The organism is Pseudomonas nitroreducens, assembly GCF_024170165.1.
GTDB classification, from domain to species: Bacteria; Pseudomonadota; Gammaproteobacteria; order Pseudomonadales; family Pseudomonadaceae; genus Pseudomonas; species Pseudomonas nitroreducens_C.
This window is the reverse complement of the sequence record NZ_JALJXP010000011.1, coordinates 231,146-258,135: the sequence shown is the minus strand read 5'-3', so window position 1 is coordinate 258,135 and position 26,990 is coordinate 231,146. Positions and strand designations below refer to the sequence as shown.

The following is a 26,990-nucleotide window of genomic DNA, read 5'->3' as shown; positions in this document are numbered from 1 at the left end:
TCGTGAGGTGACCCCTGCAGGTTAGAAACTGTTACCCATGTGCCTGAACAAAACTGTCACCTATGTGGGTGAGTCGTACCGGGGCAAGACCTTTGGTTACTTTCTGTCGTTTGAGAAAGTAACTCGCCCGAGGGGGCGAAACACAGAGTTCGCGCGCAAGCTGGAGCGGCGCTGAAATACCCAAGCTGAGGCAGCACATCCCAAACATTGGAGCCAGGGCAGGCGCCGGCCCTGCCGACGGATCGCGGGCATGGCCCGCTCCTGCAGGGAAGCGTCAGCCGAGTACGGCAAGCACGCCCCCGATCACCGGCATCGCCGCCGCCGTCGGCAACGCCCAGCGCGGCCGCCAGGCCAGCAGCAGGACCAGCGCCGCGCCAGCGATCATCAGCAGGCACGCCCAGTAGACGATGCCCAGCTCGACGCCCATGCGGTGAATCGAATACGCCAGCGCCAGTGCACCATCCACCAGCGCCACGAGCCGCAGCAGGCGCACGCGGGACTGCGAGGGCGCGCTGCCGAACAGGTCGCGGTGATGGCGGGAAAGCGACAGGCAGGCCGCCGCCAGCGCCAGCAGGTTGAGGCCGAATACCAGCAGCATCAGGCGTACTCCTCCTCGTGACGGCTACGACGTGCCCGGGCCGGCTCGGCACGCTCCTGCCCCAGGCGCCAGCCGAGGAAGGCGCAGAGACCGCCGATCAGCAGCAGACCGAGATCGATACCGACCATCATCCAGTCCCCGTTGGCGACATGCGTCGTCACCCGGCCCGGCTCGGGGCCGAACAGGCTCAGCACCGGCAGCAGCAATGCCAGTACCGCGAGGGCAGCAAACTGCTCGCGAGCCATGGCGCGGCTGCCACGGCGCAGCAGCGCGTGGGCCAGCGCCAACAGCCAGATCACCACGAAAGCGTTGGCTTCCCAGCGAGTGCGCTGGAGCAGATCGGTCGGCAGCAGACGCGACGCCGCCAGCAGGCCGAGGGAAGCGATCGGCAGACCGCCGCAGACTGCGCCGTTGAGCGTGCGCACCAGCGCCAAGCCACGGTGGCCGCGAGTTTCACGCTTGCTGACCCACACCTGCAGGCCGCCAAACACCATCACGCAACCCACCAGGCCGAGGGCGAAATACATCACCCGCAGCAGGTCGTTGCCGAACTGCGCCATGTGCAGGCCGGTCAGCCAGGCATAGGTCTTGTATCCCGGCTTGTAGGGCTTCTGCACATGCAGCAGCGCGCCGCTGCCGGAGTCGAAGGACACGGTGCGCTGGTCGTTGACCATGCTCTTGTCCACCGCCTTGCGGATCTGCACCATCGCCGCGGCATCGCCCGGATTCTCGACGTTGATCCAGCCCACCTGGCTGTCATCGCCCCAGGCCTCGCGGGCCTTGAGGATCATGTTATCGATAGACTTGGTCGCCTTGGCCGGCTTGCCCAGCGCCTCGCGGTCGAAGGCGCCCTGCACGTCATGGAAGAAGTGCTCCATGTCGTTCTTGTAGGCCACCTTGATGCCGGCGGTCATATAGAAGGTGATGAAGATCGCCAGCCCCGTGTACGCCATCAGCAGATGGAACGGCAGGCCGAGCACGCCCAGCACGTTGTGCGCGTCCAGCCAGGCACGCTGCCTGGCCGCCTTCGGGCGCAGGGTGAAGAAGTCCTTGAAGATGCGCCGGTGGACGATCACCCCGCTGACCAGCGCCACCAGCATGAACACGCCGGCCACGCCGACCACGTAGAGGCCGAGGATGCCGCCGTGGAGTTCGTAATGCAGTTCGAGGAAGAAGTTGCCGCCAACCGTCCTGGGCAGCACCTCGCCGCTCTGGGCGTCCACCAGGAAGGACTGGAATTCGCTGAAGTCGGACGGCTCCCAGCCCGCAGTCCAGTAGGGCATGCGCTCGGTGGGCGGGTGCATCCAGTAGCCGTGGGCTTTCGGTGCACGCTCGACGATCAGCTCGCGCACCTGGTCGGCGCCGACCTTGGCCTCTTCCAGCTTGTGCAGCTGCGGGATCATCCAGCGGGTGAGTTCCTTGTCGAACACCGCGACGGTGCCAGAGAACAGCACGACGAAGAGAATCCAGCTGACCAGCAGTCCGGCCCAGGTATGCAGGCCGGACATGGATTGACGCAGGCTCATGGGCGCACCCCGTATGTGGTCGGCGCGAAGGCCGCCACGCCTAGCACGAGACTCAGGACAACCGGCAGCCAGACGGCGCGCCACGGGCTCTTCGCGCCGAAGGCATAGATGATCGCCGCGACCCAGACGATGAAGCAGGCCAGACTCGACAGCGAAACGCGGTCCGGACGCGACATCGGCAGATAGACGCTGAGGAAGGCGGTGGCGGTGTACGCCAGCGCATAGCCGCCGACGACGGCGCTGAGGATCCGGGCCGCGACGGCGCCGCCTTGGGTTGCGCTCATGCGGCGGCTCTCGGTTGGGTCGGGCGCGGGGAAACGCACATCGAGGTGATTCCTGCGAGGCGGCCCGGGTGTGGCCCAGGCACGCGATTGAAAAGCGGGATTATATGATATTAATTCTCAATTAAAAGAACTCAGCAACGCCGTTTGTGAGTATCTGTGTCGGAAATTCGCTGAACGGCATAGGTTGCGCTCACGTCCATGGCGCGCAGCAGGCTGTTCATCATCAGGTCGGCCTCGGCCGTGAGGCGCGGGGGCGGCTGCTCTTCGAGGATGCGCGAAACGCCGGGGGTCAGTTCGACGGCGGCCACCACGCTGCCCTTGCCGAACAGGTATTCGTAGATCAGCAGGTAGTCCGTGCCGGGCAGGTCCTTGAACTCGGCGATGCGCCGCAGCACGTTGATCGAGCCGAGTATCCAGTCGCGGCTTTCGGTGAATTCCAGCACGCCGAGGCTCCAGGTCTGGCTCACCTCGTCGTAGTGATTCCAGGCGGGCGAGCGCAGGTGCCTGCTCCAGCCCGCAACCCAGGCCGCCGCCGTCGTGCCCTGTCCCAGCTCGCACAACTCGCCCCAGGTGAGGCCGCCTCCTCGGTGGCGATTGCCGTCCAGCCACTGTTCGAGGTCCCTGAAACAGGCGGCGGAGCCCGCTTCCCGTACGAGGAACTCCTCGAGTCTGGCGCGGCTGATGGAGACCTTCAGGTATAACTGGCACGGCTCGGCCATGGTGCATCCTCTTTGCTGATCCAACGATTCACCTCGACTCACCCATCGCGAGCCAGAGGTGCTGAATCGATAATCCTAGAGGTTTGGCCTGTTCGCGGTTCGCCCTACCTTTTCGACCGTGGGGTGGTATTTTTCAGATCCTGTTGTACAACCGTTCAACTTTCCGCAGGCTTTTCAGTCAGTGCAGGGCGTATTGTCTTCCCCTTCCCTTTTTCTGCCGGCCCCAGGAGAGGGAAACGCTCTGGATTCACGTGAAGAAAAGGAACCGCCGGCTGGTTCTGAGCCCGATTTCTGTCAGCGCCCGCGAGACTGCGCCATGGCCCGTTCCAGCCCCTCGAAGACGCGGGGCGACAGGCACTGGGCAACATTGAAACGCAGGTAGCCACCCGCACTCTGGCTCAGACTGAACACATTGCCCGGCGCCAGCACCAGGTTGTCCGTCAGCGCCGCCCGCGAGACGTCGGCGGCATCCAGCCCGCCCGGCAGGCAGGCCCAGACGAACAGCCCGCCGCGAGGCTCCAGCCAGGGCTGGATATCCAGCGCGCGCAGGCGCAGCAAGGTCTCGCCCATGGCGTCGGCCAGGCGCCCGCGCAGGCTGTCCAGGTGACGGCGGTAGCTGCCCTTGCGCAGCAGTTCATAGAGCATTTCGGCGCTGAACGGGCTGTTGCCGAAGCTGGTCGCCAGCTTCAGGTCCACCAGCCGCTCGCACCATTCAGGCTGGGTGGCGATGTAGCCGCAGCGCACCGAAGCCGAGAGGGTCTTGGAGAAGCTGCCGACCTGGATCACCCGTTCCAGCCCGTCGAAGGCCGACAGGCGCGGCGCGCTCTCATGCTCGAAGTCGCCGAAGATGTCGTCCTCGACGATCAGCAGGTCATGGGCCTCGGCCAGTTTCAGCAGGCGGTGGGCGACCAGCGGCGAGAGCACCGCGCCGGTGGGGTTATGGAAAGCCGAGTTGGTGATGTACAGGCGCGGGCGGTGCTGTTCCAGCAGGGCCGCCAGGGCGGCGATGTCCGGCCCGGTCGGCGTGTAGGGTACGCCCACCACCTGCACGCGGTGCGCACGCAGCAGTGCCTGGAAGTTGAAGTAGCCGGGGTCGTCCACCAGCACGCAGTCGCCCGCTTCCAGCAGGAAGCGGCAGACCAGGTCGATGGCCTGTGTCCCGTTGTCGGTGAGCACCACCTGCTGTGGACCGACCGGCACGCCGTAGTCCGCCAGCCGCCGCGCGAGTTGCTCGCGCAGGCCGGAATGGCCATAGGGGCGGCCATATTCCAGCAGGCTCGATTGCGGCGCGCGGGCGATCTGCCGCAAGGCACGGCGCAATTCCTCCTCCGGCAGCCAGGACGGCGGCAGCCAGCCGCAGCCGGGCTTGAGCGAGGTGTCCGCGGCCTCCAGCGACTGGCGGGAAATCCACAGCGGGTCGATGCTGCGGTCCAGTGCCGGGCCGACGTCGGCCAGGGACAGCGGCGGAGCATGACCAGCGACATAGAAGCCGGAGCCCCGCCGCGCGGCGATCACACCGTCCGCAGCCAGCCGGTCGTAGGCTTCCACGACGGTGGTCTTGGACACTTCCAGCTGCTCGGCCAACTGGCGAATCGACGGCAGTCGCTCACCAGGCACCAGTGCCCGCGCGGCCAGACGCTCAAGCACGTGGTGCATCACCGAATCGACTCGCGTGCTTCTGGGTCTGCCCATGCCGCCCTCTCCTGCCCCGGAACCCTCTGTACCGGGAGAATGTGTACCGAGATAATTTACGGACAGTTTGCGCAAATTGTACCCTTCTGTCACTGGCCGCCCGGCGGCTCCGCGCGCATCCTCCAGGCTCGCTCTCCTGCCGGAAGACCCACCATGAACAACACTCACACTCTGGCCACGAACAGCAACCTCGGCGGCTGGCTCAGTGGCTTCCTCGGCGTCCTCATCTTCAGCGGCTCGCTGCCGGCGACGCGGGTCGCAGTGGCCGACTTCGACCCGACCTTCCTCACCCTCGCCCGCGCCAGCATCGCCGGCCTGCTGGCGGCGGCAATTCTTCTGCTGCTGCGGCAGAAACTGCCGGCGCGCAAGGACCTGATCCCCCTGCTGGTGGTTGCCGGTGGCGTGGTGGTGGGCTTCCCGCTGCTCACCGCGCTGGCGCTCAAGCACGTCAACTCCGCCCACGCCATCGTCTTCGTCGGCCTGCTGCCGCTGGCCACCGCGCTGTTCGGGGTGATGCGCGCCGGCGAACAGCCGCGGCCGGCGTTCTGGATCTGCTCGGGGCTGGGCAGCGCCGTGGTGGCGGGATTCGCCCTGTCGCAGAGCGGCGCGGGCAATTTCACCGGCGACCTGCTGATGCTCGCCGCCGTGGCGGTCTGCGGCCTGGGCTACGCCGAAGGCGGGCGTATCGCGCGCCACCTGGGCAGTTGGCAGGTGATCTGCTGGGTGCTGGTGCTGTCCTTGCCGCTGATGTTGCCGCTGGCCTGGTACACCCAGCCGGAAACCTTCAGCGGCGCCAGCTGGCCGGCCTGGATCAGCCTGGGCTACGTCTCACTGTTCAGCATGCTCATCGGTTTCTTCTTCTGGTACCACGGCCTGGCTACCGGCGGCATCGCCGCGGTCGGCCAGTTGCAACTGCTGCAGCCGTTCTTCGGCCTGGCGCTGGCCGGCCTGCTGCTGCACGAGCAGATCAGCCCGCTGATGGCCGGCGCCACCGTTGCCGTGGTGCTGTGCGTCGCGGGGGCGAAACGCTTCGCCCGCTGACCGCCGGTTTCCTTCCGCGTCCCGCCCGAGAAAAATCGCGGTATCATCGGGCGTTTGCGTACTCGGCTGGACTGCCGGAAGGACACTCGGATGAAGCCACCCGCCGAATCTCCACTGCCTGCCGTGGAGCGCGACGAACTCGCGCCCCGGCCACGGCTGACCTTGGGCAGCCACGTGCACAGCGGCTTCGACCTGCGCAGCGGACGCATGCAGAACATCTCCCGGCACCGTGCCGCGCTGGCGTTCCTGTATGGCGACATGCCGGTCTCGGGCAGCGTCACCCCGCGCTCGGGCCGCGAGATCCGGGTGTTCCGCGATGACCAGATCGTCCGCGTCAGCCGCGAGCTGGAACGGGAGCACGCCTGGCGCCTGGACCTGCGCGAACTGGGCTTCAAGCCGGCGATGCGCCGCAGCGATGCCCTGGAAGACAGCGCCGGGGAAATGTTCGAACTGCCCGACGACAGCGCCTGGCAGGAGTTCATGCGCGAAGGCCTGCCGCAACTGCGCGAACAGGGCTGGGAAGTCGACATCCGCACCGAATTCGTCTTCGACCTCACGCCGGTGGAAAACTGGTACGCCGAGATCGAGGAAACCGACGACCGCCAGTGGTTCGACCTGGAGCTGGGCATCGAGGTGGAAGGCCGGCGCATCAGCCTGCTGCCGGCGCTGATCGAGCTGATCCGGCGCATGCCGGCGCTGCTCGACCCGGTGGCCCTGGCCCGCCACGCCGACGATGAACAACTGGTGCTGCGCCTGGATGCCGGGCGCAACCCGATCCACACCTGGCAGACCGCCTCCGACCGCCCGCTGCGGGTCTCGCTGCCGTTCGGCAAGCTCAAGCCGATGCTGGGCACGCTGTCGGAGTTCTATACCGGCGAGCAACTGCCGGTGCGTCGCCTGCGCATGGGCGCGCCGGACGCCGCGCGCCTGACCGAGCTGGAAGAACTGCCATTGACCTGGCAGGGTGGCGAGCAATTGCGCGAGATCGCCCATCGCCTGCGCGACTACCGCGCCCAGCCGGCACAGATTCCCGCCGGGCTCAATGCCGAGCTGCGTGCCTACCAGCACGAAGGCCTGAGCTGGATGCAGACCCTGCGCGAAGTCGACGCCAGCGGCATCCTCGCCGACGACATGGGACTGGGCAAGACGCTGCAGTCCCTCGCCCACGTGCTGCTGGAAAAGCAGGCCGGGCGCCTGACCAGCCCGGCGCTGGTGATCATGCCCACCAGCCTGATCCCCAACTGGCTGGACGAGGCCGAGCGCTTCACTCCCGAGCTGCGCGTGCTCGCCCTGCACGGCGCCGGACGGCGCAAGGCATTCGCGAAGATCGCCGAGCACGACCTGATCCTCACCACCTACGCCCTGCTGCCGCGCGATGCCGAGAAGCTCGCCCTGCACGAGTATCACCTGCTGATCCTCGACGAGGCACAGAACATCAAGAACGCCACCACCAAGGCCGCCCAGGCCGCACGGCACCTGCGCGCACGCCACCGCCTGTGCCTGACCGGCACGCCGCTGGAGAATCACCTGGGTGAGTTGTGGTCACTGTTCCACTTCCTGCTGCCGGGCTGGCTGGGCGATGCGCGGCAGTTCGCCGTGGACTACCGCACGCCCATCGAGCGCCACGGCGACCAGGGCCGCCTGGCGCACCTGGCCGCGCGCATCCGCCCCTTCCTGCTGCGTCGCACCAAGGAACAGGTGGCCTCGGAGCTGCCGCCCAAGAGCGAGTTCATCCAGCACATCGAGCTCAGCGAGGCGCAACGCGACCTCTACGAAACCGTGCGCCTGGCGCTGGACCGCAAGGTGCGCGACGAGATCGCCCGCCGTGGCCTGGCACGCAGCCGCATTATCATCCTCGAAGCGCTGCTCAAACTGCGCCAGGTCTGCTGCGACATCCGCCTGGTGAACAAGGACGCCCCGCCGCCCACCGGCAAGTCCGCGCGCGCGGTCACCTCGGGCAAGCTGGTGTACCTGCTCGACATGCTCGAAGAGCTGCTCGCCGAAGGTCGTCGCGTGCTGGTGTTCTCGCAGTTCACCTCGATGCTCGCGTTGATCGGCGAGGCACTGGCCGAGCGCAACCTGGAGTACGCCCTGCTGACCGGCGACACCCGCGACCGCCGCGCGCCAGTGAAGGATTTCCAGGAGGGCCGCGTGCCGCTGTTCCTGATCAGCCTGAAGGCCGGAGGCGTAGGCCTGAACCTCACCGCCGCCGACACCGTGATCCACTACGACCCCTGGTGGAACCCGGCTGCCGAGAACCAGGCCAGCGACCGCGCCTACCGCATCGGCCAGGACAAGCCGGTGTTCGTCTACAAGCTGATCGCCCGTGGCACGGTGGAAGAGAAGATCCAGCGGCTGCAGCGCGACAAGGCCGCGCTGGCCGCCGGCATACTCGACGGCTCGGGCAGCGACTGGCAGCTGGACGACGCGGACATCGACGCGCTGTTCGCCCCTCTGCCCAAGGCAGTGTGATCCCTCGTCACCCCCTGCAGGAGCGGGCCATGCCCGCGATGGCACGCATGGCGCGCTCCTGCAGTCCGGCTCCGACGCGGTTGCCGGGCCCAGGTACGCGGGCAAGTTCGTGCCCTTCCATGCAGAGATCCCTGACAGCACGACAGGGAAACCCACTACATAGCCATTTGCCGATCTGAGGGATTCTACTGCTGCGCCGACGCAACCAGCCCGGCCCCGGCAGAGGCAGACGCCCCGGGCGAACCAGGGCTCTTGCCGGCGCAAATGAAGTGTTCATGCAGTCCTGGCCAGAGCCCCTCGCTGTCCGGGGCTGCTGCTTTTGTGCAACCCGACTCAGCGCATGCCCCAGCCATGACTCACCAGCACCGACTGGCCGGTGAGTGCCGCCGAGGGGAAACTGGCGAGGAACAGCACGGTCTGCGCGACATCCTCCAGCGTGGTGAACTCACCATCCACAGTGCCACTGAGCATCACTCGCTTCACCACCTCCTCCTCGCTGATACCCAACTCCTTCGCCTGCTCGGGAATCTGCTTCGCCACCAGAGGCGTGCGCACGAAACCAGGACAAACCACGTGGGAGCGCACACCGTGGGGGCCGCCCTTCTTCGCCAACGTACGAGCTAGCCCGAGCAGACCGTGCTTGGCCGTGACATAGGCGGACTTCAGCGGCGAGGCCTCATGGGAATGCACCGAGCCCATGTAGATCACCACCCCGCCACGCCCCGCCGGGTACATATGGCGCAGCGCTGCGCGGGTGGTGAGGAAGGCGCCGTCGAGGTGGATAGCGAGCATTTTCTTCCAGTCGGCGAAGGCGAAATCCTGCAGCGGGCTGACGATCTGGATGCCGGCATTGGAGACCAGGATATCGACGCTGCCGAAAGTGGCGACCACCCGCTCGATGCCACTGTCCACCGCCTGCTCGTCGGTCACATCCATGGCCACCGCCAGGGCCTTGCCACCGGCGGCTTCGATCTCAGCCACCACGCGCTGGGCGGCTTCCTGCTGCAGGTCGGCGATGGCCACCGCCGCACCCGCATGGGCCAGGGTCAGGGCGATCTGCCGGCCGATGCCGCTGGCCGCGCCGGTGACCACCGCGACCTTGCCGTTCAATGCATTCATCACAGCGCTCCAGGGGAAGATGGAACTCTCACTCTAGACGGCTCTATTCACGCAGTAGCTGAATGTCTCCATCGCGACTCTGGCGATACAGGGTGTAGGGCAGCGTCACCGTATCCGCGACTGCAGAAAAGCCCATGTCGAGAAATGCTACCGGTACTTCCATCGGCGCGATCTTGTAAAGCAGTCCTCCACGTGTCTGGGAGTCTCCACTCATCACACACAGGTTGTAGACCACCCCACCATAGACGCGCGGCAGCGTGTCACCACAACCCGTGCCCTTGAGCTCAAGATCGTCAACCTTGGCGACGCTGTCGCTGGTAAGCGTGCGGGTCGAGCCACACCCTGCAACGCAGACAGCGATTGTCAGGACCATCAGCAAACGAACAAGCATCACTCATCTCCCTTGAAACTCAGCTTCAACGTAGCTCGATACTGCCGTCGCGATTCTGCCGATAGATCGTATAGGGCAAGGCCAGGGTGTCGACGACACCCGATAGCGCCATGTCCAGCACCGGCAGAATCGGCCGGCCGAACTTGTAGTTGGCCGGTGTGGCGGCGGGCGTGTAACCATCCTGGACGGGAGGCTCGCCGAACAATTGGCAGGCATCCCACACGACACCGCCATAGACTCGTGGGATGGACCCGCAATAGGTGCCTTTCAGGCGCAGGTCGCTGGCCCTCACCACATCATCGCTGCGCAGCGTGTGGTAGGAGCCACAACCGCTGAGCAAACCGGCCATGAGCAGTGGCCAGGCCTTGTACATTCTCATATCGAAACTCCCTCTCGATAACGCAAGTGACAACTTACCAGCCCTTGAGCTGGTCCCAGCGCCAGTTGCGGTACTGGTAGATCAGTGTACCCAGCAACCCATAGGCCGCCGCCATGGCGAAGAGGATGAGGATACGGTCGGCCACGGCTGAAAGCGGCAGGTTCATCTGGTTCATTTCCACCACCGCGCGGATTGCCCAGGTGGAGGGAATCGCGTCGGCCAGCAGTTGCACCCACTGCGGCATGGCCTGGGGCGGCCAGGTGAAGCCGGCCATGTAGAACAGCGGCAGGGTGATGAAGGTCATGGTCAGGTAGACCGCCTCCTCCGACGGCAGCAGCTCGGCGATGAATTCGCTCATGGCGATCACCGCCAGCAGGAAGGGCAGCACCAGCCCCATCAGCATGAAGAACGAGGCCGTCTGCCGATACCCCATCATCCACGGCCAGATCACGTAGAACAGCATCGACAGGACCATCCAGATCGACAGCTGCGCGGCGTAGCGGCCGAAGCGGGTGGAGGCTGGCTGACGGAACGAACGTGGCGTCCCGCCGCGCAGGTTGAGGTTCACCCGCGTGCAGGAGAGCAGCAGGCTGTGCTGCAGGATCAGCGTCACCAGCCCCGGCAGGACGATGGCGGCGAAGCTGGTGCCGGGGTTGAACAGATCGGTGAGCTGGCCGATGGCAGGCTGCAGCAGGACGTTCGCCTGTACCTCGGAGAAACCGCCGCGCATCAGCCGCTCGCGGTTGTAGCGCAGCGACAGCTCGCTGTAGGTGGCGCTGATGTCCTGCTGGATCTGCCCGTTGGCCATGCGGTTGGTGGCGTCGCCGAAGATCGGCACGGTGACCGCCTCGCCGCGCAGCACGCGCTTCTCGAAATCCAGCGGGATCACCACGATGGCAAACAGCTTGCGCCAGGCCAGGTCGTGCTGCGCCGCGGGCAACTGGTCATAGCCGACCGTGGCGATCTTCGGCGCCGCATCCAGCTGGCGCACCAGATCGCGGGACACCGCGCTGTGGTCCATGTCGATCACCGCCACCGGCAGGTCATCCATGGTGCGGTGGGCGTAAGGCAAGGTAGTCAGCGCCACGGACAGCACCATCAGCAGCCACAGCGGCTTGCCGAGCATGCCGGTGAGGGTTTCGCAGAAGACCTTGTAGAAGTTCTCCATGGCGGCTCCTTACGCCGGGCTCAGGTCGAGGCGCCGACGCAGGCGCATCTTGGCGATCATGTAGGCGATCAGCGGGTAGAGCAGCAGCTTGCAGCAGGTGTAGAGCCCGGACTCGGCCGGCGCCTTGCGCAGGAACTGGTCGAACAGGCCGTGCAGGGTGTGGGTCAGCGGCTCGGCCTCGGAGATGATGCGGGCGATAGGCGGCATCGCCAGTTCCGGCAGCAGCACGCCGGAATAGGTCTGCGCCACGCCGATCAGCAGGCCGATCAGGGAATAGGCGCTGTAGCGGTTGGCGGTGAAGATGAACAGCATCAATCCGACGCTCTGCGCCGCTGCCACATAGCAGACGGTGATCGCCAGCATCCACCAGGGATTGCCGTTGATCCGCGCGCCATTGAGCTCCACCAGCAGGAACAGTTCGACCATCAGCAGCGTGCTGAACAGCAGCGTGTAGGGCGCCAGCTTGCCCAGCAGCCGCGCGCCGAGGGCCTGGGCGCGCAGGATGTGCGGCGAGGACGCACGCAGCTCCGGCGCTTCGCGCGCCAGCACGTGCACGGTGGCAACGATCACGAACAGTTGCAGCAGGTGGACGATGGCGGCGAACTGCTGGAAGTAGATGTAGTTGCCGCTGGCGTTGAACAGGCTTTCGTAGGACACACTGATGCTGGCCAGCGCCGGCATGGCGCGGTCCATCCCGGTGGCCAGGCGCGGGCGCAGTTCGGCATTGACCGAACTCATCAGGCCACTGAAATCCTGGGTCGAGTAGAAGCCGGCGGAATAGAACAGCGAGTTGTAGTACAGCTCGGCCACTGGCTGGCGGCCGGACAGCGCGTCCGCCTCGAAGTCACGGGGGATGTACAGCAACGCATAGTCATCGGCCATGCGCAGGCGGCGCAGGCCTTCCTGCAGGCCACCACCGAGCACCTCGACCTTGGCGTGGGAACCGGCATCCAGCTCGCGGACGATGCGCCGCGACAGGCTGCTGTGGTCGGCGTCGACCACCGCTACCGGCATGTCGAGCAGCGTCCCGGCCTTGTACACGCCGCTGATGACCACGAACAGCAGCAACGGCCAGAGCCAGCCGAGCCAGTGGATGGTCCAGCTGCGCAGGGCGACCCGCGTTTCGCTACCGAAGGCCTGGGCGAAACGCAGCAGGTTGCGCCTTACTGCTTCCACTGCCACAGCGCGCTCATGCCCGGGCGCAGGCCTTGCACCGGCTGGTCCGGGTACAGGCGCACCTCGAAGGTCTTCAGGTCGAAGTCACCGGTGGCGCGGGTCGCGCGCTTGGTGGCGAAGTCGCCGAGCGGTGCGATGTAGCTGACCTTCGCCTTCACCTCGATACCCTTGAGTGCCGGAACCTGGATCGCCACTTCATCGCCTTTCTTCACATCGGCGAGGATGTCTTCGCGCAGGTTGAACACGAAGTAGGCGTCGGACAGCCGCACCAGCGTCAGCAGCGGGCTGTAGGCGTTGACCAGTTCACCCTGCTCTGCCGGGATCGGTCCGACCTCGCCGTCCACCGGCGCCACCACATTGAGGTCGTCGGTCTGCGCCTGCAGTTCGAGTATCTGGGCGTCGGCTCGGCGCACGGCGGCTTGCAGCGCCTGACGGCGCTCCTCGCGGTCGCCCTGGTTACCCTGGTCGAGATTGGCCTGGGCCTCGGCGACGCGGTTACGCGGTTACGCGCCACATCGCGGCCGCGACGGGAAAGGTCCATCTGCGCCTGGGAAACGAAGCCGCGCCCAGCCAGCTCCTCGTTGCGCTGGTACTCCAGCTCGGCGTTGCGCAGTTCGGCCTGGGCCTGGGACAGGCTGGCCTGCAGGGCGCGCAGGGTTTCCTCGCGGGTGCCATGCAGGGATTCGTCGAGGTTGGCCTGCACCTGGTTGCGCGCGGCGCGCAGGGAGTCCAGCTGGGCCTGCAGCTCCGGGCTGCTGAGAGAGATCAGCACCTGGCCCTGCTTCACGTCGTCGCCGCGCCGCACATGCAGCACTTCGACCCGGCCCTTGGCCTTGGACGCGACGATGACGTTGGTGGCGTCCGCCTCACCCTGCAACAGCAGCGGCTGGGTGTGCAGGCGCAGGTAAAGGGTGACGGCGATGATCACCAGGATCAGCAGGGGAGCAAACAGTTTCCATCCCTTCATGGAGTGGTCTTCTCAGGCAGCGGATGCACCGATGGTAGTGCATCCGCTGGCGGAGCGGCGGCTCTGGACCGAAGCCGCCGGGCAATCAGCGCTCGTCGTCGCTGATCAGGTCACGCTCGCCGCCGCGCTGCGGCGAACTCGGCGAGGGGAAGCGCGAGGAAGCGTAGCGCACCACCAGGATCGCCAGCGCCAGCAGCAACAGGGCCACGGAGACCAGGATGATGCCGTCGTCGGGCACGTGGTTGTGCTGGATATCGGCGATCATCAGGCGGGTCAGCGCGGTCATCGCCACATAGATCAGGAAGCGCACCGGCATGTGGTTGGTCTTGAAGTAGATCCCGACCATGGCGCCCAGCTCGAGGTAGATGAACAGCAGCAGGATGTCGTCGATGCTCGCGTGTCCCTTGCCCACCATCTCGCCGAAAGCCACCGCCGCCGACCAGAACACCGTGCCGCCGATGGCGAACAGCGCCAGGTAGTGGAAGCCCTCCACCAGCAGGTTGCCCAGTGACTCGGCACAGCCGTGCATCCGCTCGCTCAGGCGCTCGGCCCAGTTCTGTTTCATTCGTCGGTTCTCCGCAATACAAGGCTTTGTTGGCGTGAAGCCTGCAAGTGCTACGCCATTGATCTTGCGCAGTCATGGCACAGATGCGCTGCGCGAATATGACTGCGAACTTTTTCGGCCAGCCCCGAGTCCATTCAGGGGCATGCCACAAAACAGGCAGGAACGAGTGATGGAAAGTCCCTTTCAGAAGCTGACCGACGCCTTCCAGGACCAGTACCGCGTCAATTTCAGCCTTGAACGGCCCGACGGCAGCATTGTCCTGACCCTCTCCACCGAGGCAGGCGTCGCCGCGCGCCGGCTGATCCGCCATACCCAGCTGCAGGACCCGGAACAGCTGCAGCGCTTCATCCAGAGCATCCGCTTCGGCATCGCCATCGAGCAAGGCGGCACGGCGCCGCAACTGCTGGCTGCCATGACGCGCGGCGAAAACGGCCTGCCGATCGCGTCCTGACGCCTCCCCTCGCAAGAATTCGTTCCCGCACAGCCATCTGACTGACGATTCATTGCGCCAGTCACCTGGCCGCGTTGCGCGCGCCCGCGGGGCGCGCGCACTGCTTTGGGCCACCGCCAATACTGGCCAACTACAGGCACATCCCTTGCCTGCGTCTACGCTGCTGGCAACGATTCGCACAGAGTCGGTAGCATTGCGCGATCATTTTACTGTATAAATGAACAGTAATTTCGAACTCCCCCAATCAAAGAGAAGGCACAGAGGTGATGAATGGCCGTCGAAGTGGTGTACCGCAGCAGCCGCGATCCGGAGCGCCTGTTCATGGATAAGGCAGAAGCCGACCGGCACGACAAGATGCTGGAGCTGGCGGAAACGCTGGCCGACGTGCTGCAGAAGGCGGTGCCTTCGCTGAAAGAGGATCAGGTCGAGGAGATCGGTATCTTCATGGCGAGGAATCGCGACGCCTTCGCCCGCGCCTTCAAGAACCAGCCCGATGCCCTGAGCGAGATCTTCAGCGAGCCTGCCGCCGAAGAGTGAGCTGGCGAGCAAGCCGCTTGAACCCGGGCGATGAGCGAGGCCGTCTTGATCATCGCCCCGCCTGCCGTCCCCAGCTCCCGACTGACGGGGCCGCCAGCGTCTGAAGGCGGCTTGTCCGGGTACTGGCCCTGATGCCAGAATGCGCTAAGAAAATTCCTATAAGATTCTTAACGCACCGTGCACCGGGAACTGTCGGCGCGCCGGCCTTGCCGGAGCGCGGATGTCCGCCGCGTGGTCGTGATCAGGACGACCGACCATGCATGATGCACCCGCTGCCGAACTCATCCGCTGCTCAGCCCTGAGCAAGAGTTTCCGGCAGTATGCCAAGCCCAGCGATCGCCTCCTCGATGACCTGAGCCATGCCTGGCCCCGCTGGCTGGGCGGCCGTCCACGCAACAGCGCCAACGAGTTCCACGCCCTGCGCGGCATCGACCTGACACTGAATGCCGGTGAAGCCGTCGCTATCATCGGGCGCAATGGCTCAGGCAAATCGACCCTGCTGCAACTCATCGCCGGGACCCTGAGCCCCGGCGGCGGCGCGGTCCAGGTGCATGGCCGGGTCTGTGCCATGCTCGAACTGGGCGTCGGCTTCAATCCCGAGTTCACCGGCCTGGAGAACGTCCGCCTGTACGCCGCCGTGCTGGGCATGAGCAGCCAGGCGATCGAACAGCGACTGCCCTCGATCATCGCCTTCGCCGAAATCGGCGACTTCGTGGACCAGCCGGTGAAGACCTATTCCAGCGGCATGTATGTCCGTCTGGCCTTCGCCGTGCTCGCTCACTCCGATCCCGAACTGCTCATCGTCGATGAAGCGCTGTCGGTGGGCGATGCGGCTTTCCAGGCCAAATGCATGCACTGGTTCCGCAACTTCCAGGAAGCCGGCGGCAGCCTGCTGCTGGTCAGCCACGACGTTGCCACCGTCCGCGCCATCTGCAGCCGTGCCATCTACCTGGAGTCCGGACGGATCAAGGCAGAAGGTCCGTGCGGCGAAGTCACCGATCTCTACCTGCATGACATCCACCAGACCCAGAATCAGGTGCTGGCGCAGCCGGCCGCCCCCTCCGAGGGCACGGCTTCGATCTGCCAGGTCACCGACGCAGCCTACCTCGCCCGCTGCCAGGCTTTCGAACAGCGCTGGATCAGCAGGCGCCAGGGCACCGGCGACAGTCGCGTTCGTCTGGTGGAGTTGCTCGACGCCTCCGGCGAGCCGAGCGAGCTGTTCCAGTTCGATGCTCCGGCGATCGTCCGCATTCATGTCGAGTGTCTGCGCAGCGCCGCCGTTTCAGTCAACTACAAGGTCCGCGACCGCCACCTGGTCTCGGTGATTGGCGCCGACTTCCTCATCGCCGAGCAGCCCCTGCTGACCATGCAGCCCGGCGAGATCCACTGCATCGAATACCGCACCCGGCTGCCACTGATGCACGGCGACTACAGTCTGCGTCTATCGATCAGCGAACCCGTCGACAAGCACGCCCAGGCGGTCTTCCACGACATCGTCGAGGTGGCGCTGCCCTTCAAGGTTCTGCCGGCCGATCGTGGCTGGATCTACACCCAGAGCTACCTGCCCAACCAGGTCAGCGTCCGCCAATGGCAGGACCAAACCCAACTCGAGAACGCCTGACACCATGCATGAACTCGAACAGCGCTTCCCCGAAGTTCGCTTCTACAACCCTCCACTCACTGAAGTGCAGGACAACGTCGAGATCGGCCCGCAGAGCCGGGTCGGCTCGATGACGCTGATCCACAGCGGCGCGCGCATCGGCGCCGGTGTCACCATCGGTTCGCACTGCAACATCTGCGACTGCCGCATCGGCGAACGCGTGTCGATCCAGACCGCCTGCCACATCACCCGGGGCGTCGTGGTCGAGGACGATGTCTTCATCGGTCCGCACGTGGTCACCCTCAACGACAAGCTCAAGGGTGGCCCCATGGTCTACCCGCGTATCTGCCGGGGCGCACGGATCGGCGGCGGCAGCGTCATCCTGCCGGGCGTGACCATCGGCGAGAACGCCGTGGTAGGCGCCGGCAGCGTCGTCACCAGGGACGTCCCGGCGGGCGCCACGGTAATCGGCAACCCCGCGCGCAGCCGCGCCGGTGTGACCGTCGAGCGCGACTGAGACGACGATGGAAGGATTCATCCTCAATCTGGCTCCCACCGGCATGCTGCCCACACGGGCAATGAGCCCTCATGTGCCGCTAAGCGTGGAAGAGATAGTCGCCGACGCCTGCCGCTGCGCTGCCCTGGGCGCCAACATGCTGCACCTGCATGCACGCGATGAACAGGGTCGCCCGACCTATCAGCGGGAGATCTACGCGCGCATCATCGGCGGCATCCGCGAGGTGCATCCTGAAGTCGTCATCTGCGTCTCCCTCAGTGGCCGCGATTTCGGCGAGTTCGAACAGCGTGCCGATCCGCTCGGGCTCACCGGCGACCTGCGACCGGACATGGCCAGCCTGACTCTCTCCTCGCTGAATTTCAGCCGCAGCGCGAGTGTCAACAGCCCCGAGATGATCCAGCGCCTGGCTGAGCGCATGGCCGAAGCGGGCATCCGCCCGGAGCTGGAAGTGTTCGACGCCGGCATGCTCAATTACGCGCACTATCTGCTCGAGCGCGGGCTGATCCAGCCGCCGCTGTACTTCAACTTCATTCTCGGCAATGTGGCGGGCGCGCAGGCCAGGCCAGGCGCGCTGGCGCTGCTGCTCAGCGAACTGCCGCAGGGCGCTCTCTGGAGCGGTGGCGGCGTAGGGGCCTGCCAGTTGGCGATGAACACCCAGGGCCTGCTTTACGGCAACGGTGTCCGTACCGGCCTGGAAGACTACCTGTGGCTCGATCCGCAGCGCCGCGTACTGGCGAGCAACGAACAGATGGTCAGCCGCGTGATCGACCTCGCCTCCCACTTCGACCTGCGTCCGGCCAGCGCCGCCGCGGTTCGCCAGGCACTGGGGCTGCGCCATGTCTGAAGCGACCTTCAAGCCCTTGCGTGTGCTCATCACCAACAACACCCTGGGCGGCCGTGCCGGTTCCGAACTCTACGTCCGCGACCTGGCGCTGGCACTCATGCGCCGCGGCCACTTGCCCGTGGCGTACAGCTCGCAGCTCGGCGAAGTCGCCGAGGAGCTGCGGCGGGCCACCGTTCCGGTGATCGACGACCTGAATGCGCTGAATACTCCGCCCGACGTCATCCACGGCCAGCACCATCTGGATGCGGTCACGGCGATGCTGCACTTCCCCCGCGTGCCGGCCCTGTACATCTGCCACGGCTGGCTGCCCTGGGAGGAAGTTCCTCCGGCTCTGCCCGCCATCGGTCGTTACCTGGCCGTGGACGACCTGTGCCTGGAGCGTCTGCTGACGACACCGGGTATTCCCCCGGAGCGCTGCGAAGTGCTGTACAACTTCGTCGATCTGCAGCGTTTCAAACAACGCCCGGCATTGCCCGAGCGTCCACGCTCCGCACTGATCTTCAGCAACTACGCGGCTGGCCAGCCTGCCCTCGAAGCCATGCGCAACGCCTGCCATCGCGCGGGCATCGAGCAGGTCGATGTGGTCGGCAGCGGCTCGGGCAACTCGGTCAAGGAACCGGCCCGGATTCTGGGCAACTATGACCTGGTGTTCGCCAAGGCTCGCGCCGCCATCGAGGCCATGGCCAGCGGCTGCGCGGTCATGGTTGCCGATCAGGTGGGCCTCGCCGGCATGGTGCGCAGCGACAACCTGGCCGAGCTGCGCCGCCTGAACTTCGGCGTGCGCAGCATGCAGCGCCTGCCGCTGGACGAAGATACCCTGCTGGCGCAGATCCAGCGCTACGACAGCCAGGACGCACGTCGGGTCAGCGACTGGATTCGCCAGGATGCCGATATGGAACGCGTGGTGGATCGCTGGCTGCAGATCTATGCGCAACTCATCGATGAGTCCGCGAACGGCAAAGGCACCTCGACGCCCGAATCCCAGCTGCGAGCGGGAGCCGCCTATCTGCGCTGGCTCGCGCCGACCCTCAAGAGCCAGTACCAGACCGCACACCATGCCGGGCAGCTGCAGCAAAGCCTCACCCACGCCGAAGGGCAGCTCCGCCAGCTCAACGAACACCTACAGGGCTGCGGCGCGCAACAGGCCGCGCAGGAGCAGCACAGCCAGCACTTGCAGGCCCGGATGGCCGAACAGGAGCAGCAGCACCAGCAACTACAGGCGATGCTCGCCGAGCAGGAACAGCACAACCGGCAGTTGCAGAGCCAACTGTCGGAATGGGAGCTGCGCAATCAGCAGTGGCAGCACCAGGCAACCGCGCAGGAGCAGCGCCTGCGCAAGACCGAGTCCGACCTTGCCGAACTTCTCGACTCGCGCGCCTGGCGTGCCCTCGCCCCCTACCGGAGCCTCAGGCGATGGTTGCGCAGAGGATGAGCACAGCTCCCGATAAGCCATTGCGCATTGCGGTCGTCGGTCTCGGCAAGATGGGCCGCCTGCACTGCGCGGCCTGGCAGCGCCTGCCCGATGTCCGGCTCACTACGCTGGTGGACTGCGACCCCGGGCAGATCGCCTGGGCGACGGCCCAGGGCATGACCTGCTTCGATAACGCCAGGGCACTGCTGGGCCGGGTGGACGCTGCGGTCATCGCCACGCCCAGCGACCAGCATGTCGACAGCGCCCTGCCCCTGCTCGAAGCTGGCATCCATTGTCTGGTGGAGAAGCCCCTGGCGCTGACTTTCACCGGCTGCCGGCAACTGATCGACGCCAGCCGGCACAGCGGCGCACTCCTCGCCGTGGGCCACAGCGAACGCTTCAACCCCGCTCTGCACCTGGCACGCAGCGCGCTCTCCGGTCATGCGCCCTGCGTCGAGGTGATACGCGCGGCCCCTCCTCCACCCGGCTCGCCGCGCGGCGACAGCGACGTGGTGCAGGACCTGATGATCCATGACCTCGACTGGCTGCTGGATACCCTCGGGGCTCCCGAGGAAGAGCTGCGCCTGCTCGAATGGCGCCGGCAGGACGGCCAACTGTCGCACGTCCGCTGCCAATTGAATTACGCCAACGGTCGCCGGGTGAACCTGACCGCGTGCCGTGAAAGCGACCGCCGGCAGCGCCAGGTAAGACTCTACGAGGGTGACCTGGCGAACCGGGTAATCGACCTGGACGTACGCTACGCCAGCCACGAGCCGGACGCCCTGACACGGCAGGCACAGGCCTTCCTGATGGCGCTGCGCGGCGAGCCCTCGCCCATCGCCCTGGGCAGCCAGGCCCTGGAAGCGGTCCTGCTGGGTGAACGCATCCGCACTGGCTGCCAGAGGGCAGAAACCGTACTGTGATTTATTCCCGGAGCAACGAATGACGACTGCGGTTCCCTTCATCGACCTGGTGGCCGACTGGCAGCCGCTGAAGGACGAAGTGCTGGCGAGGGTAGCCCGCCTGTTCGAGCATGGGCATTTCATCATGGGCCCCGAAGTGCAGGAGCTGCAGCGGCTCCTGGAGGCCGACTGCGGTGTCGCCCACGCCCTCACCTGCAGCTCCGGGACCATGGCCCTGCAATTGGCGCTGATGGCCCTGGACATCGGCCCGGGCGACGAAGTGATAGTGCCGGCGTTCACCTTCGCCGCTCCCATCGAAGCCGTCCTGCTACAGGGCGCCACACCGGTGCTGGCCGATATCCATGCCGAGACGCTCAATATCGACATCGAGTCCTGCGCCCGGCTGATCGGCCCGCGCACCCGGGCGATCATCGCCGTCTCGCTGTTCGGACAGCCGGCCGACTTCGACGCGCTCAATGCGCTGGCCCGCGAGCACGGCCTGCGGGTCATCGAGGATGCCGCACAGAGCTACGGCGCGACGCTTCACGGCCGACGCAGTGGCGGCCTGGCCGACATCGGCTGCACCAGTTTCTTCCCCACCAAACCCTTCGGCGGCGCTGGCGAGGGCGGCGCCCTGTTCACCCAGGACGAGCAGCTCGCCCAGCGCATTCGCGAGGCCCGCGATCACGGCCAGTCCGCCAAGTACCTGCATAGTTCGGTGGGTACCAACGGACGGCTGGATGCGTTGTCGTGCTGTGCACTGCTGGTGGCCCTTGGACGCCTGCCGGAACAGCTGGCCCGTCGGCAGGCGATAGCGCGACGCTACGACCTGGGACTGGCCGAAGCCGACAACCGCCTGCGGCGTCAGGGGATGCTGGCCGGTGCAAGCTCGGTCTACGCCCAGTATGCCGTGCGCCTCGAGGAACGTGACCGCCTCGCCGAACATCTGCGCAAGGCAGGTATCCAGGTAGCCGTCCACTACCCGACGCCCGCCCACCGGCAACCTGCTTTCGCCAACCGTTGCCGCCATGAAGCCCTGCCCAACGCTGAGCAGGCATCCCGTCAGGTGCTGTGCCTGCCGCTCTACCCCACCCTGACAGAAACGGCGCAGGAGCGCGTCGTCGATGTGCTGCTCGAGGGACTATTGCGGTGAGTGGACAACCACAAGACTCCCGGCCCATGCCGGTCATTGTTGGCGTGCCACGCTCGGGCACGACATTGCTGCGCTTCATTCTCGATGCGCACCCACAGCTGGCGATTCCTCCGGAAACCGGCTTCCTGCTCAACGCAGCCCTGTTGCACAATCCAGCTCCGGCCGCCGAACTGGCCCGGCAGTTGACTCTGCTGCCAGAGTCCGCTCCGGCCTGGGCCGACTTCGCGCTGGACGCGGACCACTTCATCGATGCCGCGGCCCGTCTGCCAGAACCGGCTGACCTCGCGCAGGTGCTGCGGCTGTTCTACAGCCTCTACGCCGCGCGCCTGGGAAAATCCCGCTTCGGCGACAAGACGCCCTCCTACCTGCAACACATGCGCACTGTCGCCGAGCAGTTACCGGAAGCCCGGTTCATCCATATCCTGCGCGATGGTCGAGACGTCGCCTTATCCTGGGGGCGGACCTGGTTCGCTCCCGAGCGCGAACCGGAACTGCTGACAGCGCGCTGGGCGCAGTTGATCGGCGATGCTCGCCAGCAGGGGCAGGGCCTGCCCTATCTCGAAGTGCGCTACGACCAGTTGCTCAACGAGCCCCGAACACAGATCAGGCGCATCTGCGAGTTCATCGAACTCGACTTCCATCCGGCGATGCTCGACTACCACCTGGGTTCGGCCGCTCGCCTCGAAGAGCACCAGGCTCGCTTTCAAAGCAATGGCCAGCTGCTGGTCAGCAAGGAGCAACGCCTGCACCAGCAGTGGCGCACGACCCTGCCGCCGGACACCAGCCGCCTCGACGTCTGGCGTCACCAGCTCAGCCCCGCGCAACAAGCCGCCTGCAAGCGAGCAGGCGGCGCGTTGCTGGCAGAGTTCGACTGAACCGGCTTCGGCCCGCCTACCCGTAGAGAATCCGCTCGGCCAGCACGTCAGCGATGCGCGCCGGCGAACGGTGATCGGCCTGGGCGTGGGCATAGACCTCGGTCAGGCGCTCGGCAATGCGCGACAGATGCGCGGTGATGGTCGGCAAGGACTCGCCCTGATGTTGCAGGGCGACGTAGATCAACCCGCCGGAGTTGATCACGTAATCCGGCGCGTAAAGGATGCCCCGTCCCTCCAGCTCATCGGCGACGTCCGGGTGCGCCAGTTGGTTATTGGCCGCCCCGGCCACGGCGGCACAGCGCAGGTGGCCGACGACGTTCGACGTCAGCACGCCACCCAGCCCGCAGGGCGCCAGGATGTCGCAAGGCGTGGTGAGCAGCGCTTCGTTGGGCACCGGGCGGGCCCCCAGTTGCTCGACGGCGAGTTGCACCTTGCCGGCGTCAATATCGCTGACCAGCAACTCCGCCCCCGCGGCCGACAGGTGTTCGGCCAGCGCGTAGCCCACATTGCCCAGGCCCTGGATCGCCACGCGCAGGCTGTCCAGGTCATCGCTGCCCAGGCGCGCCTGGGCGCTGGCGCGGATGCCCGCGAACACACCGAGGGCGGTGTGCGGTGAAGGGTCGCCACCATGGGTGGTGCTGGTGACATGGCGGGTGAACTGGGCGATGCAGTCCATGTCGGCACTGGAGGTACCGCTGTCCACCGCCGTGATGTACGCGCCGCCCAGGGAATCGATCGCACGGCCGAAGGCTTCGAAGAGTTCGCCACGATTGTTGACGTGCGGGGGGCGCAGGACCACCGCCTTGCCGCCGCCCTGACGCAGGCCGGCCAGCGCCGCCTTGTAGCTCATGCCCTGGGCCAGGCGCGCGGCATCGCGCAGCGCCGCAGCGTCGCTGGGGTAGGGCAGATAGCGGCACCCTCCCAGCGCAGGGCCGAGGCGGGAGTTGTGGATGGCGATGATGGCCTTGAGTCCCGTGGCCGGGTCCTGGAAGAGATGCAGCGACTCGAGCCGGGTGGCTTCCATCATGTCGAACATGGCGGCGCTCCCTTGCTGGGGGTGGACGGCGGTCCGCAGGCGGACCCCCTTCAGTATAGGCAGCGCCTGTCACAACACCTTCACGGGCGACGACCGTACCACTGGACGAGTGCCCGGCGCTCCGGTTACAACCGCAGGGTCAGCCGGAGAACGCCATGGACCCGCGTCAAGCCTGTCTTGCCTGTCTTGCCCAGGACCCGCCCGCCCTGTTCGAAGCGGCCTTGTGGATCGCCGCCGAGCACGAACCGCACCTGCCGCCGGAGCAGGCCCTGCGGCTGTTCGACTCGCTTGCGCACCAGGTCGCTGTGGCCCTGCCCCAGGGCATCGGCGATGCGGAGCGCGCGCAGTTCCTGCTGCGCCGGCTGAGCGAGCTGGGTTTCGCCGAGGACGACGAGTACCCGCTGCACCCGCGCGCCGCCCTGCTCCCCCAGGTATTGCAGCGCCGCCATGGCCAGCCGCTGTCGCTCGCGCTGATTGCCCTGGAGATGGCACGGCGCAACGGCATTACCCTGGTCGGCGTGAACTTCCCCGGACGTTTCCTGCTGCGCGTACCCGGCGCCGATCATCTGCTCGACCCCGCCACCGGCCGCCGCCTCTATACCCGCGACTGCCGTGACCTGCTGGCACGGCAGATGGGCGCCAACGCCGCACTGTCCGCCGAGCACCTGCGCACCGCCAGCGCTGCCGACATGCTGCAGCGCCTGTCGCGCAATCTGCGCCACCTGCACCTGGCCGCCGGGGAACCGCTGGCGGCGCTGAAGGATGCCCAGCGCGTACTGGAACTGGGAGCGCCCAGTGCCGGCGATCACCTCGCCCGCGCCGACCTCTACCACGTGCTGGATTGCCCGCAGGCGGAGCGCTACGACCTGGAGCGCGCCATGCTGCTCAGCGACGATCCCGCCGAGCAGATGCGCCTGGCCCAGCGCCTGGCCGAGATCAGCGTGCCGCCCAAGGCGCTGCACTAGCAGCCTCAGACCTTCAGCAGGCCGAGCTCCTTCGCCCGCGCGACCGCCTGGGTGCGGCGCTCCACGCCGAGCTTGCCGTTGATCCGGCGCGCGTGGGTCTTCACCGTGTGCAGGGAGATATACAGCCGCTCGCCGATTTCCAGGTTCGAGCAGCCTCGGGCGATCAGCTCCAGTACCGAGAGCTCGCGCAGGCTCAGCAGGTTGTGCGGGGCCATCTCACCGGAGTGCGGGCGCAGGCCGAACAGGCCGGGCTGGCGGCGCTGGGTGTCGCGCAGGGTCGAGAGCAGGCCGAAGCGCTGGGCCAGGGAGACCCCTTGGTCCAGCGCACTGCGCGCCTCTTCCAGGCTGCCGGCGATGAAGTGCGCCTCGGCCAGCCCCAGCCAGACGTCGCACGCCAGGGTGTTGCGCCCCTGGCGCAGCAGGTCCGGGAGCATCGCCAGCAAGCGCTGCAGGGCGGCGTCCACGTCGCCGTCATAGAGTTCGGCCAGCGCCAAATGGTGTTCGACTCGCAGTATCTGGTCCGGCGCCGCCGCCGGCGGGCAGAGGCGGTCGGTGCGATATCGCGAGGCCACGCGCTGCAGGACTTCCCGCGCCGGCCCCGCACGGTTCTGCCGCAGGTTCAGCGCGCCACTGGCCAGCAGCAGCGGCCCGCGGTAGATCGGCTCGGGAACATGCTGCAGTTGCATCAGCCGCTCGACTTCCAGCAGACGGCTGAAGGCGCCGTCCGTATCTCCGTCCACTGCGTCCAGCCAGGCCATGCCGGTAAAACCGTAGATCAGGCTAGGGTCGTGACTGCGCCGGGTTTCATTGAGACCGGCGATGAACAGCTCCCGGGCCTCCTCGTCACGCCCCTGGCGCAGGCACAGCCAGCCCCGGCGCAGGGCCACGCGGCCAGCCATGGCGTTGCAGGTGATGCGCATCTCGTCGAGGTATTCCTGCACCCGCGCCAGCAGCGCATCGGCACGCTGCAGCTCGCCGCGCTGCTCCAGCCACTGGGCGCGGTCCAGTTCCAGCAGCGCTTCGAAGGTGGTGCTGCCTTGCAGGCGTGCGCGCCGCAGCGCCTCGCGGTTGATCAGTCGTGCCTCGGCCAGGCGCCCCTCGGCCTGGGCCTGCTGGGTCAGCGCGGACAGGCAGATCAGGGTTTGCGCCCAGGCCTCCTCGGGCAGGTGCTGCAGGGCTTCGCGCAGCTGCTCGCGGGAGCCGGGCAGGCCGCGGCCATGGGTGAGCATGCCGCTCAGGCCCTGCCATTGGGCGATCAGCGCGCGCTGGCGGTGTTCACCGGGCATCGGCAGGAAGCGGTCGAAGCCGGTCAGCAGTGCTTCCACGTCATCCAGGCGGCCGACGAACAGTAGCGTCCAGGCGTTGAGAATGAGCAGGCGTGGTGTGCTGCACAGCAGCTCCTCGGGCAGCGACTCGCGCAGTTGCAGCACACGCTCGACGTTGCGCCCATGCAGCAATTGCTCCTCGGTCAGGCGTTGCAGCAGGCTGGCGGAAACGTCCGGCTGCTCGGCGTACAGCGAATGCTCGAACGCCGAGTGGATTTCCCCGCACTGGGTGAACCACTGGCAGGCGCGCCGGTGCAGGGTCGCCGCCGGCCAGCGCGACAGGCTCGCCAGCACCTCCGCGACCATGGGGGCCACCTGGAACCAGTGCTGGGTGTTGTCCACCGCCTCGATCAGCACGCCCCAGTCCTGCAGGCCGTCCAACCCCAGGCCGGGTTCGTCGAACAGGTAAGCACAGAGTTCGCGGTTGAAGCGGGCGACCTGCGCCAGGCCGCAAAGGGTTTCTGCCAGCTCCGCCGGCAGGCTCGCCAGGACTTCGCGCTGCAGGTAGTCCTGCAGCAGGCCGTTGCCGGTCTCGGCCACCTGGGTGGCGCAGGGCGCGATAGGTTCAGCTCCCAGGCTGAGCAGGCGCAGGCGCACGCCAGCGAACCAGCCATGGGTCGCATCCTGCAGCGCCTGGCGCTGGGCCTGCGGCCATTCCAGGCCGGCGGTCTGCAGGTAGGCATCGAGTTCGTACTGGGTCAGTGCCAGAGCGCTTGCGCCCAGCTCCAGCAACTCGCCTTCGAGCAGCAGGCGGGTGAGGTTGCAGGCCGGGCGGCGGCGGCTCGCCAGCCACCAGCCGATCTGCGGCGAGGCCACGGCGAGCAGGCGATCGAAGCAGTCGTCGAGGGCGGGATCGGGCGCGCGGGGATAGTCGTCGAGCATCAGCCAGACCGGCTCGCTGGCGTTTTCCAGCCAGGCCGCCAGGGCCGCTTCGCCCGACCAGGGCACGCCCAGCGCCTCGCCCAGACGCTCGCAGAACTGTTCGGGTTCGAGCGCCCGACCGCCCAGGCCCAGCCAGACCACGCGGGTGCCAGCTGGCGCCAGGCGCGCGCACTCGCTCATCAGCACCGTCTTGCCACAGCCGGGCGGCGCCACCAGCAGGCGCAGGCGACACTCGGTGGCGCTCAGGCTGGCATGCAGCCGTTCGCGGGGCAGGTGCTGGCGGGGCAGGCGAGGCAGCGCCGCACCATGCTGTGCAAGACTGTGCAGGGCGATTGTCGACATGGGCTTCTTCCGGCCATTTGCGGGCCAGACTATGCCGCCGGGCGGGGCGGGCA

Annotated in this window: 24 protein-coding genes and 2 pseudogenes; 12 read left to right on the top strand and 14 right to left on the bottom strand. The window is 66.7% G+C overall.

Features of this window, described 5'->3' with window-relative positions; genetic code table 11:
• Window positions 1-274: 274 nt before the first annotated feature.
• The 5 genes from J2T47_RS21850 to J2T47_RS21830 all read right to left on the bottom strand — a co-directional run bounded on the left by J2T47_RS21850 (window position 275) and on the right by J2T47_RS21830 (window position 4,819).
• Window positions 275-598, bottom strand: coding sequence for a DUF3325 domain-containing protein (locus J2T47_RS21850; RefSeq protein WP_253451554.1), 324 nt, complete (start codon window positions 596-598; stop codon window positions 275-277).
• Entirely contained in the window at window positions 598-2,124 is a 1,527-nt protein-coding gene (locus tag J2T47_RS21845) for a PepSY-associated TM helix domain-containing protein (protein ID WP_253451552.1), read from the bottom strand. Before J2T47_RS21845 ends, J2T47_RS21850 begins: the two co-directional genes overlap by 1 nt.
• On the bottom strand, window positions 2,121-2,408 hold the full coding sequence (locus J2T47_RS21840; RefSeq protein ID WP_253451550.1) for a DUF3649 domain-containing protein: 288 nt from the start codon (window positions 2,406-2,408) through the stop codon (window positions 2,121-2,123). The genes J2T47_RS21845 and J2T47_RS21840 overlap by 4 nt, the downstream gene beginning before the upstream one ends.
• Window positions 2,409-2,539: 131 nt before the next feature.
• The gene (locus tag J2T47_RS21835; RefSeq protein ID WP_253451548.1) at window positions 2,540-3,127 is read right to left on the bottom strand and encodes a hypothetical protein; all 588 of its coding nucleotides are present in this window, start codon (window positions 3,125-3,127) and stop codon (window positions 2,540-2,542) included.
• 294 nt (window positions 3,128-3,421) lie between these two features.
• The gene (locus J2T47_RS21830; protein ID WP_253451546.1) at window positions 3,422-4,819 is read right to left on the bottom strand and encodes a PLP-dependent aminotransferase family protein; all 1,398 of its coding nucleotides are present in this window, start codon (window positions 4,817-4,819) and stop codon (window positions 3,422-3,424) included.
• 153 nt (window positions 4,820-4,972) lie between these two features.
• On the opposite strand from J2T47_RS21830, the gene J2T47_RS21825 reads away from it, so the two are divergent.
• Window positions 4,973-5,860, top strand: a complete 888-nt coding sequence (locus J2T47_RS21825) for a DMT family transporter (protein ID WP_253451544.1) — start codon at window positions 4,973-4,975, stop codon at window positions 5,858-5,860.
• 441 nt (window positions 5,861-6,301) lie between these two features.
• A complete protein-coding gene (locus tag J2T47_RS21820) occupies window positions 6,302-8,332 on the top strand; it encodes a DEAD/DEAH box helicase (protein WP_253451565.1) in 2,031 nt (676 codons plus the stop codon).
• Between the two features lie 333 nt (window positions 8,333-8,665).
• On the opposite strand, the gene J2T47_RS21815 is transcribed toward J2T47_RS21820, so the two are convergent.
• The 7 genes and pseudogenes from J2T47_RS21815 to J2T47_RS21785 form a co-directional block, all read right to left on the bottom strand.
• Window positions 8,666-9,451, bottom strand: a complete 786-nt coding sequence (locus J2T47_RS21815) for a 3-hydroxybutyrate dehydrogenase (protein WP_253451542.1) — start codon at window positions 9,449-9,451, stop codon at window positions 8,666-8,668.
• A 43-nt stretch (window positions 9,452-9,494) separates the two neighbouring features.
• Entirely contained in the window at window positions 9,495-9,842 is a 348-nt protein-coding gene (locus J2T47_RS21810; protein WP_253451540.1) for a YceK/YidQ family lipoprotein, read from the bottom strand.
• 25 nt (window positions 9,843-9,867) lie between these two features.
• On the bottom strand, window positions 9,868-10,221 hold the full coding sequence (locus J2T47_RS21805) for a YceK/YidQ family lipoprotein (protein ID WP_253451538.1): 354 nt from the start codon (window positions 10,219-10,221) through the stop codon (window positions 9,868-9,870).
• A gap of 34 nt (window positions 10,222-10,255) precedes the next feature.
• Window positions 10,256-11,389, bottom strand: coding sequence for an ABC transporter permease (locus J2T47_RS21800; protein WP_253451536.1), 1,134 nt, complete (start codon window positions 11,387-11,389; stop codon window positions 10,256-10,258).
• Between the two features lie 9 nt (window positions 11,390-11,398).
• Window positions 11,399-12,571, bottom strand: a complete 1,173-nt coding sequence (locus J2T47_RS21795) for an ABC transporter permease (RefSeq protein ID WP_253451534.1) — start codon at window positions 12,569-12,571, stop codon at window positions 11,399-11,401.
• A pseudogene (locus tag J2T47_RS21790) lies at window positions 12,553-13,532 on the bottom strand (HlyD family secretion protein). The gene J2T47_RS21795 and the pseudogene J2T47_RS21790 overlap by 19 nt, the downstream one beginning before the upstream one ends.
• A gap of 85 nt (window positions 13,533-13,617) precedes the next feature.
• A complete protein-coding gene (locus J2T47_RS21785) occupies window positions 13,618-14,097 on the bottom strand; it encodes a phosphate-starvation-inducible protein PsiE (protein WP_253451532.1) in 480 nt (159 codons plus the stop codon).
• 169 nt (window positions 14,098-14,266) lie between these two features.
• On the opposite strand from J2T47_RS21785, the gene J2T47_RS21780 reads away from it, so the two are divergent.
• The 9 genes and pseudogenes from J2T47_RS21780 to J2T47_RS21740 all read left to right on the top strand — a co-directional run bounded on the left by J2T47_RS21780 (window position 14,267) and on the right by J2T47_RS21740 (window position 22,387).
• The gene (locus J2T47_RS21780) at window positions 14,267-14,548 is read left to right on the top strand and encodes a DUF3509 domain-containing protein (RefSeq protein ID WP_253451530.1); all 282 of its coding nucleotides are present in this window, start codon (window positions 14,267-14,269) and stop codon (window positions 14,546-14,548) included.
• 270 nt (window positions 14,549-14,818) lie between these two features.
• A complete protein-coding gene (locus J2T47_RS21775) occupies window positions 14,819-15,085 on the top strand; it encodes a YebG family protein (protein WP_017519065.1) in 267 nt (88 codons plus the stop codon).
• A 256-nt stretch (window positions 15,086-15,341) separates the two neighbouring features.
• Window positions 15,342-16,706 (top strand): ABC transporter ATP-binding protein, encoded by a 1,365-nt coding sequence (locus J2T47_RS21770; RefSeq protein WP_253451528.1) that lies wholly within the window; start codon window positions 15,342-15,344, stop codon window positions 16,704-16,706.
• A 307-nt stretch (window positions 16,707-17,013) separates the two neighbouring features.
• Window positions 17,014-17,166, top strand: a pseudogene (locus J2T47_RS29505) (DapH/DapD/GlmU-related protein); the annotation flags it as partial.
• Window positions 17,167-17,209: 43 nt separating this feature from the next.
• On the top strand, window positions 17,210-18,046 hold the full coding sequence (locus J2T47_RS21760; protein WP_253451527.1) for a 3-keto-5-aminohexanoate cleavage protein: 837 nt from the start codon (window positions 17,210-17,212) through the stop codon (window positions 18,044-18,046).
• The gene (locus J2T47_RS21755; protein WP_253451526.1) at window positions 18,039-19,478 is read left to right on the top strand and encodes a glycosyltransferase; all 1,440 of its coding nucleotides are present in this window, start codon (window positions 18,039-18,041) and stop codon (window positions 19,476-19,478) included. The genes J2T47_RS21760 and J2T47_RS21755 overlap by 8 nt, the downstream gene beginning before the upstream one ends.
• Window positions 19,475-20,380, top strand: a complete 906-nt coding sequence (locus J2T47_RS21750; protein ID WP_253451524.1) for a Gfo/Idh/MocA family protein — start codon at window positions 19,475-19,477, stop codon at window positions 20,378-20,380. Before J2T47_RS21755 ends, J2T47_RS21750 begins: the two co-directional genes overlap by 4 nt.
• Before the next feature lie 19 nt (window positions 20,381-20,399).
• On the top strand, window positions 20,400-21,512 hold the full coding sequence (locus J2T47_RS21745) for a DegT/DnrJ/EryC1/StrS family aminotransferase (RefSeq protein WP_253451522.1): 1,113 nt from the start codon (window positions 20,400-20,402) through the stop codon (window positions 21,510-21,512).
• 26 nt (window positions 21,513-21,538) lie between these two features.
• On the top strand, window positions 21,539-22,387 hold the full coding sequence (locus J2T47_RS21740) for a sulfotransferase family protein (protein ID WP_253451520.1): 849 nt from the start codon (window positions 21,539-21,541) through the stop codon (window positions 22,385-22,387).
• Between the two features lie 16 nt (window positions 22,388-22,403).
• On the opposite strand, the gene J2T47_RS21735 is transcribed toward J2T47_RS21740, so the two are convergent.
• Window positions 22,404-23,423 carry a Glu/Leu/Phe/Val dehydrogenase family protein gene (locus tag J2T47_RS21735; RefSeq protein WP_253451516.1) on the bottom strand — a complete coding sequence of 340 codons (1,020 nt, stop codon included), beginning with the start codon at window positions 23,421-23,423 and terminating at the stop codon, window positions 22,404-22,406.
• Between the two features lie 155 nt (window positions 23,424-23,578).
• On the opposite strand from J2T47_RS21735, the gene J2T47_RS21730 reads away from it, so the two are divergent.
• Window positions 23,579-24,388, top strand: coding sequence for a SirB1 family protein (locus tag J2T47_RS21730; protein WP_253451515.1), 810 nt, complete (start codon window positions 23,579-23,581; stop codon window positions 24,386-24,388).
• A gap of 5 nt (window positions 24,389-24,393) precedes the next feature.
• On the opposite strand, the gene J2T47_RS21725 is transcribed toward J2T47_RS21730, so the two are convergent.
• Complete coding sequence (locus J2T47_RS21725) at window positions 24,394-26,937, bottom strand: LuxR C-terminal-related transcriptional regulator (protein WP_253451510.1); 2,544 nt, start codon at window positions 26,935-26,937, stop codon at window positions 24,394-24,396.
• Window positions 26,938-26,990: the final 53 nt, after the last annotated feature.

What these genes read in the sequence shown, in the direction of transcription:
- J2T47_RS21850 (WP_253451554.1), bottom strand. Translation starts at nt 598, where the DNA reads ATGCTGCTGGTATTCGGCCTCAACCTGCTGGCGCTGGCGGCGGCCTGC.
- J2T47_RS21845 (WP_253451552.1), bottom strand. Translation starts at nt 2,124, where the DNA reads ATGAGCCTGCGTCAATCCATGTCCGGCCTGCATACCTGGGCCGGACTG.
- J2T47_RS21840 (WP_253451550.1), bottom strand. Translation starts at nt 2,408, where the DNA reads ATGAGCGCAACCCAAGGCGGCGCCGTCGCGGCCCGGATCCTCAGCGCC.
- J2T47_RS21835 (WP_253451548.1), bottom strand. Translation starts at nt 3,127, where the DNA reads ATGGCCGAGCCGTGCCAGTTATACCTGAAGGTCTCCATCAGCCGCGCC.
- J2T47_RS21830 (WP_253451546.1), bottom strand. Translation starts at nt 4,819, where the DNA reads ATGGGCAGACCCAGAAGCACGCGAGTCGATTCGGTGATGCACCACGTG.
- J2T47_RS21825 (WP_253451544.1), top strand. Translation starts at nt 4,973, where the DNA reads ATGAACAACACTCACACTCTGGCCACGAACAGCAACCTCGGCGGCTGG.
- J2T47_RS21820 (WP_253451565.1), top strand. Translation starts at nt 6,302, where the DNA reads ATGTTCGAACTGCCCGACGACAGCGCCTGGCAGGAGTTCATGCGCGAA.
- J2T47_RS21815 (WP_253451542.1), bottom strand. Translation starts at nt 9,451, where the DNA reads ATGAATGCATTGAACGGCAAGGTCGCGGTGGTCACCGGCGCGGCCAGC.
- J2T47_RS21810 (WP_253451540.1), bottom strand. Translation starts at nt 9,842, where the DNA reads ATGCTTGTTCGTTTGCTGATGGTCCTGACAATCGCTGTCTGCGTTGCA.
- J2T47_RS21805 (WP_253451538.1), bottom strand. Translation starts at nt 10,221, where the DNA reads ATGAGAATGTACAAGGCCTGGCCACTGCTCATGGCCGGTTTGCTCAGC.
- J2T47_RS21800 (WP_253451536.1), bottom strand. Translation starts at nt 11,389, where the DNA reads ATGGAGAACTTCTACAAGGTCTTCTGCGAAACCCTCACCGGCATGCTC.
- J2T47_RS21785 (WP_253451532.1), bottom strand. Translation starts at nt 14,097, where the DNA reads ATGAAACAGAACTGGGCCGAGCGCCTGAGCGAGCGGATGCACGGCTGT.
- J2T47_RS21780 (WP_253451530.1), top strand. Translation starts at nt 14,267, where the DNA reads ATGGAAAGTCCCTTTCAGAAGCTGACCGACGCCTTCCAGGACCAGTAC.
- J2T47_RS21775 (WP_017519065.1), top strand. Translation starts at nt 14,819, where the DNA reads ATGGCCGTCGAAGTGGTGTACCGCAGCAGCCGCGATCCGGAGCGCCTG.
- J2T47_RS21770 (WP_253451528.1), top strand. Translation starts at nt 15,342, where the DNA reads ATGCATGATGCACCCGCTGCCGAACTCATCCGCTGCTCAGCCCTGAGC.
- J2T47_RS21760 (WP_253451527.1), top strand. Translation starts at nt 17,210, where the DNA reads ATGGAAGGATTCATCCTCAATCTGGCTCCCACCGGCATGCTGCCCACA.
- J2T47_RS21755 (WP_253451526.1), top strand. Translation starts at nt 18,039, where the DNA reads ATGTCTGAAGCGACCTTCAAGCCCTTGCGTGTGCTCATCACCAACAAC.
- J2T47_RS21750 (WP_253451524.1), top strand. Translation starts at nt 19,475, where the DNA reads ATGAGCACAGCTCCCGATAAGCCATTGCGCATTGCGGTCGTCGGTCTC.
- J2T47_RS21745 (WP_253451522.1), top strand. Translation starts at nt 20,400, where the DNA reads ATGACGACTGCGGTTCCCTTCATCGACCTGGTGGCCGACTGGCAGCCG.
- J2T47_RS21740 (WP_253451520.1), top strand. Translation starts at nt 21,539, where the DNA reads ATGCCGGTCATTGTTGGCGTGCCACGCTCGGGCACGACATTGCTGCGC.
- J2T47_RS21735 (WP_253451516.1), bottom strand. Translation starts at nt 23,423, where the DNA reads ATGTTCGACATGATGGAAGCCACCCGGCTCGAGTCGCTGCATCTCTTC.
- J2T47_RS21730 (WP_253451515.1), top strand. Translation starts at nt 23,579, where the DNA reads ATGGACCCGCGTCAAGCCTGTCTTGCCTGTCTTGCCCAGGACCCGCCC.
- J2T47_RS21725 (WP_253451510.1), bottom strand. Translation starts at nt 26,937, where the DNA reads ATGTCGACAATCGCCCTGCACAGTCTTGCACAGCATGGTGCGGCGCTG.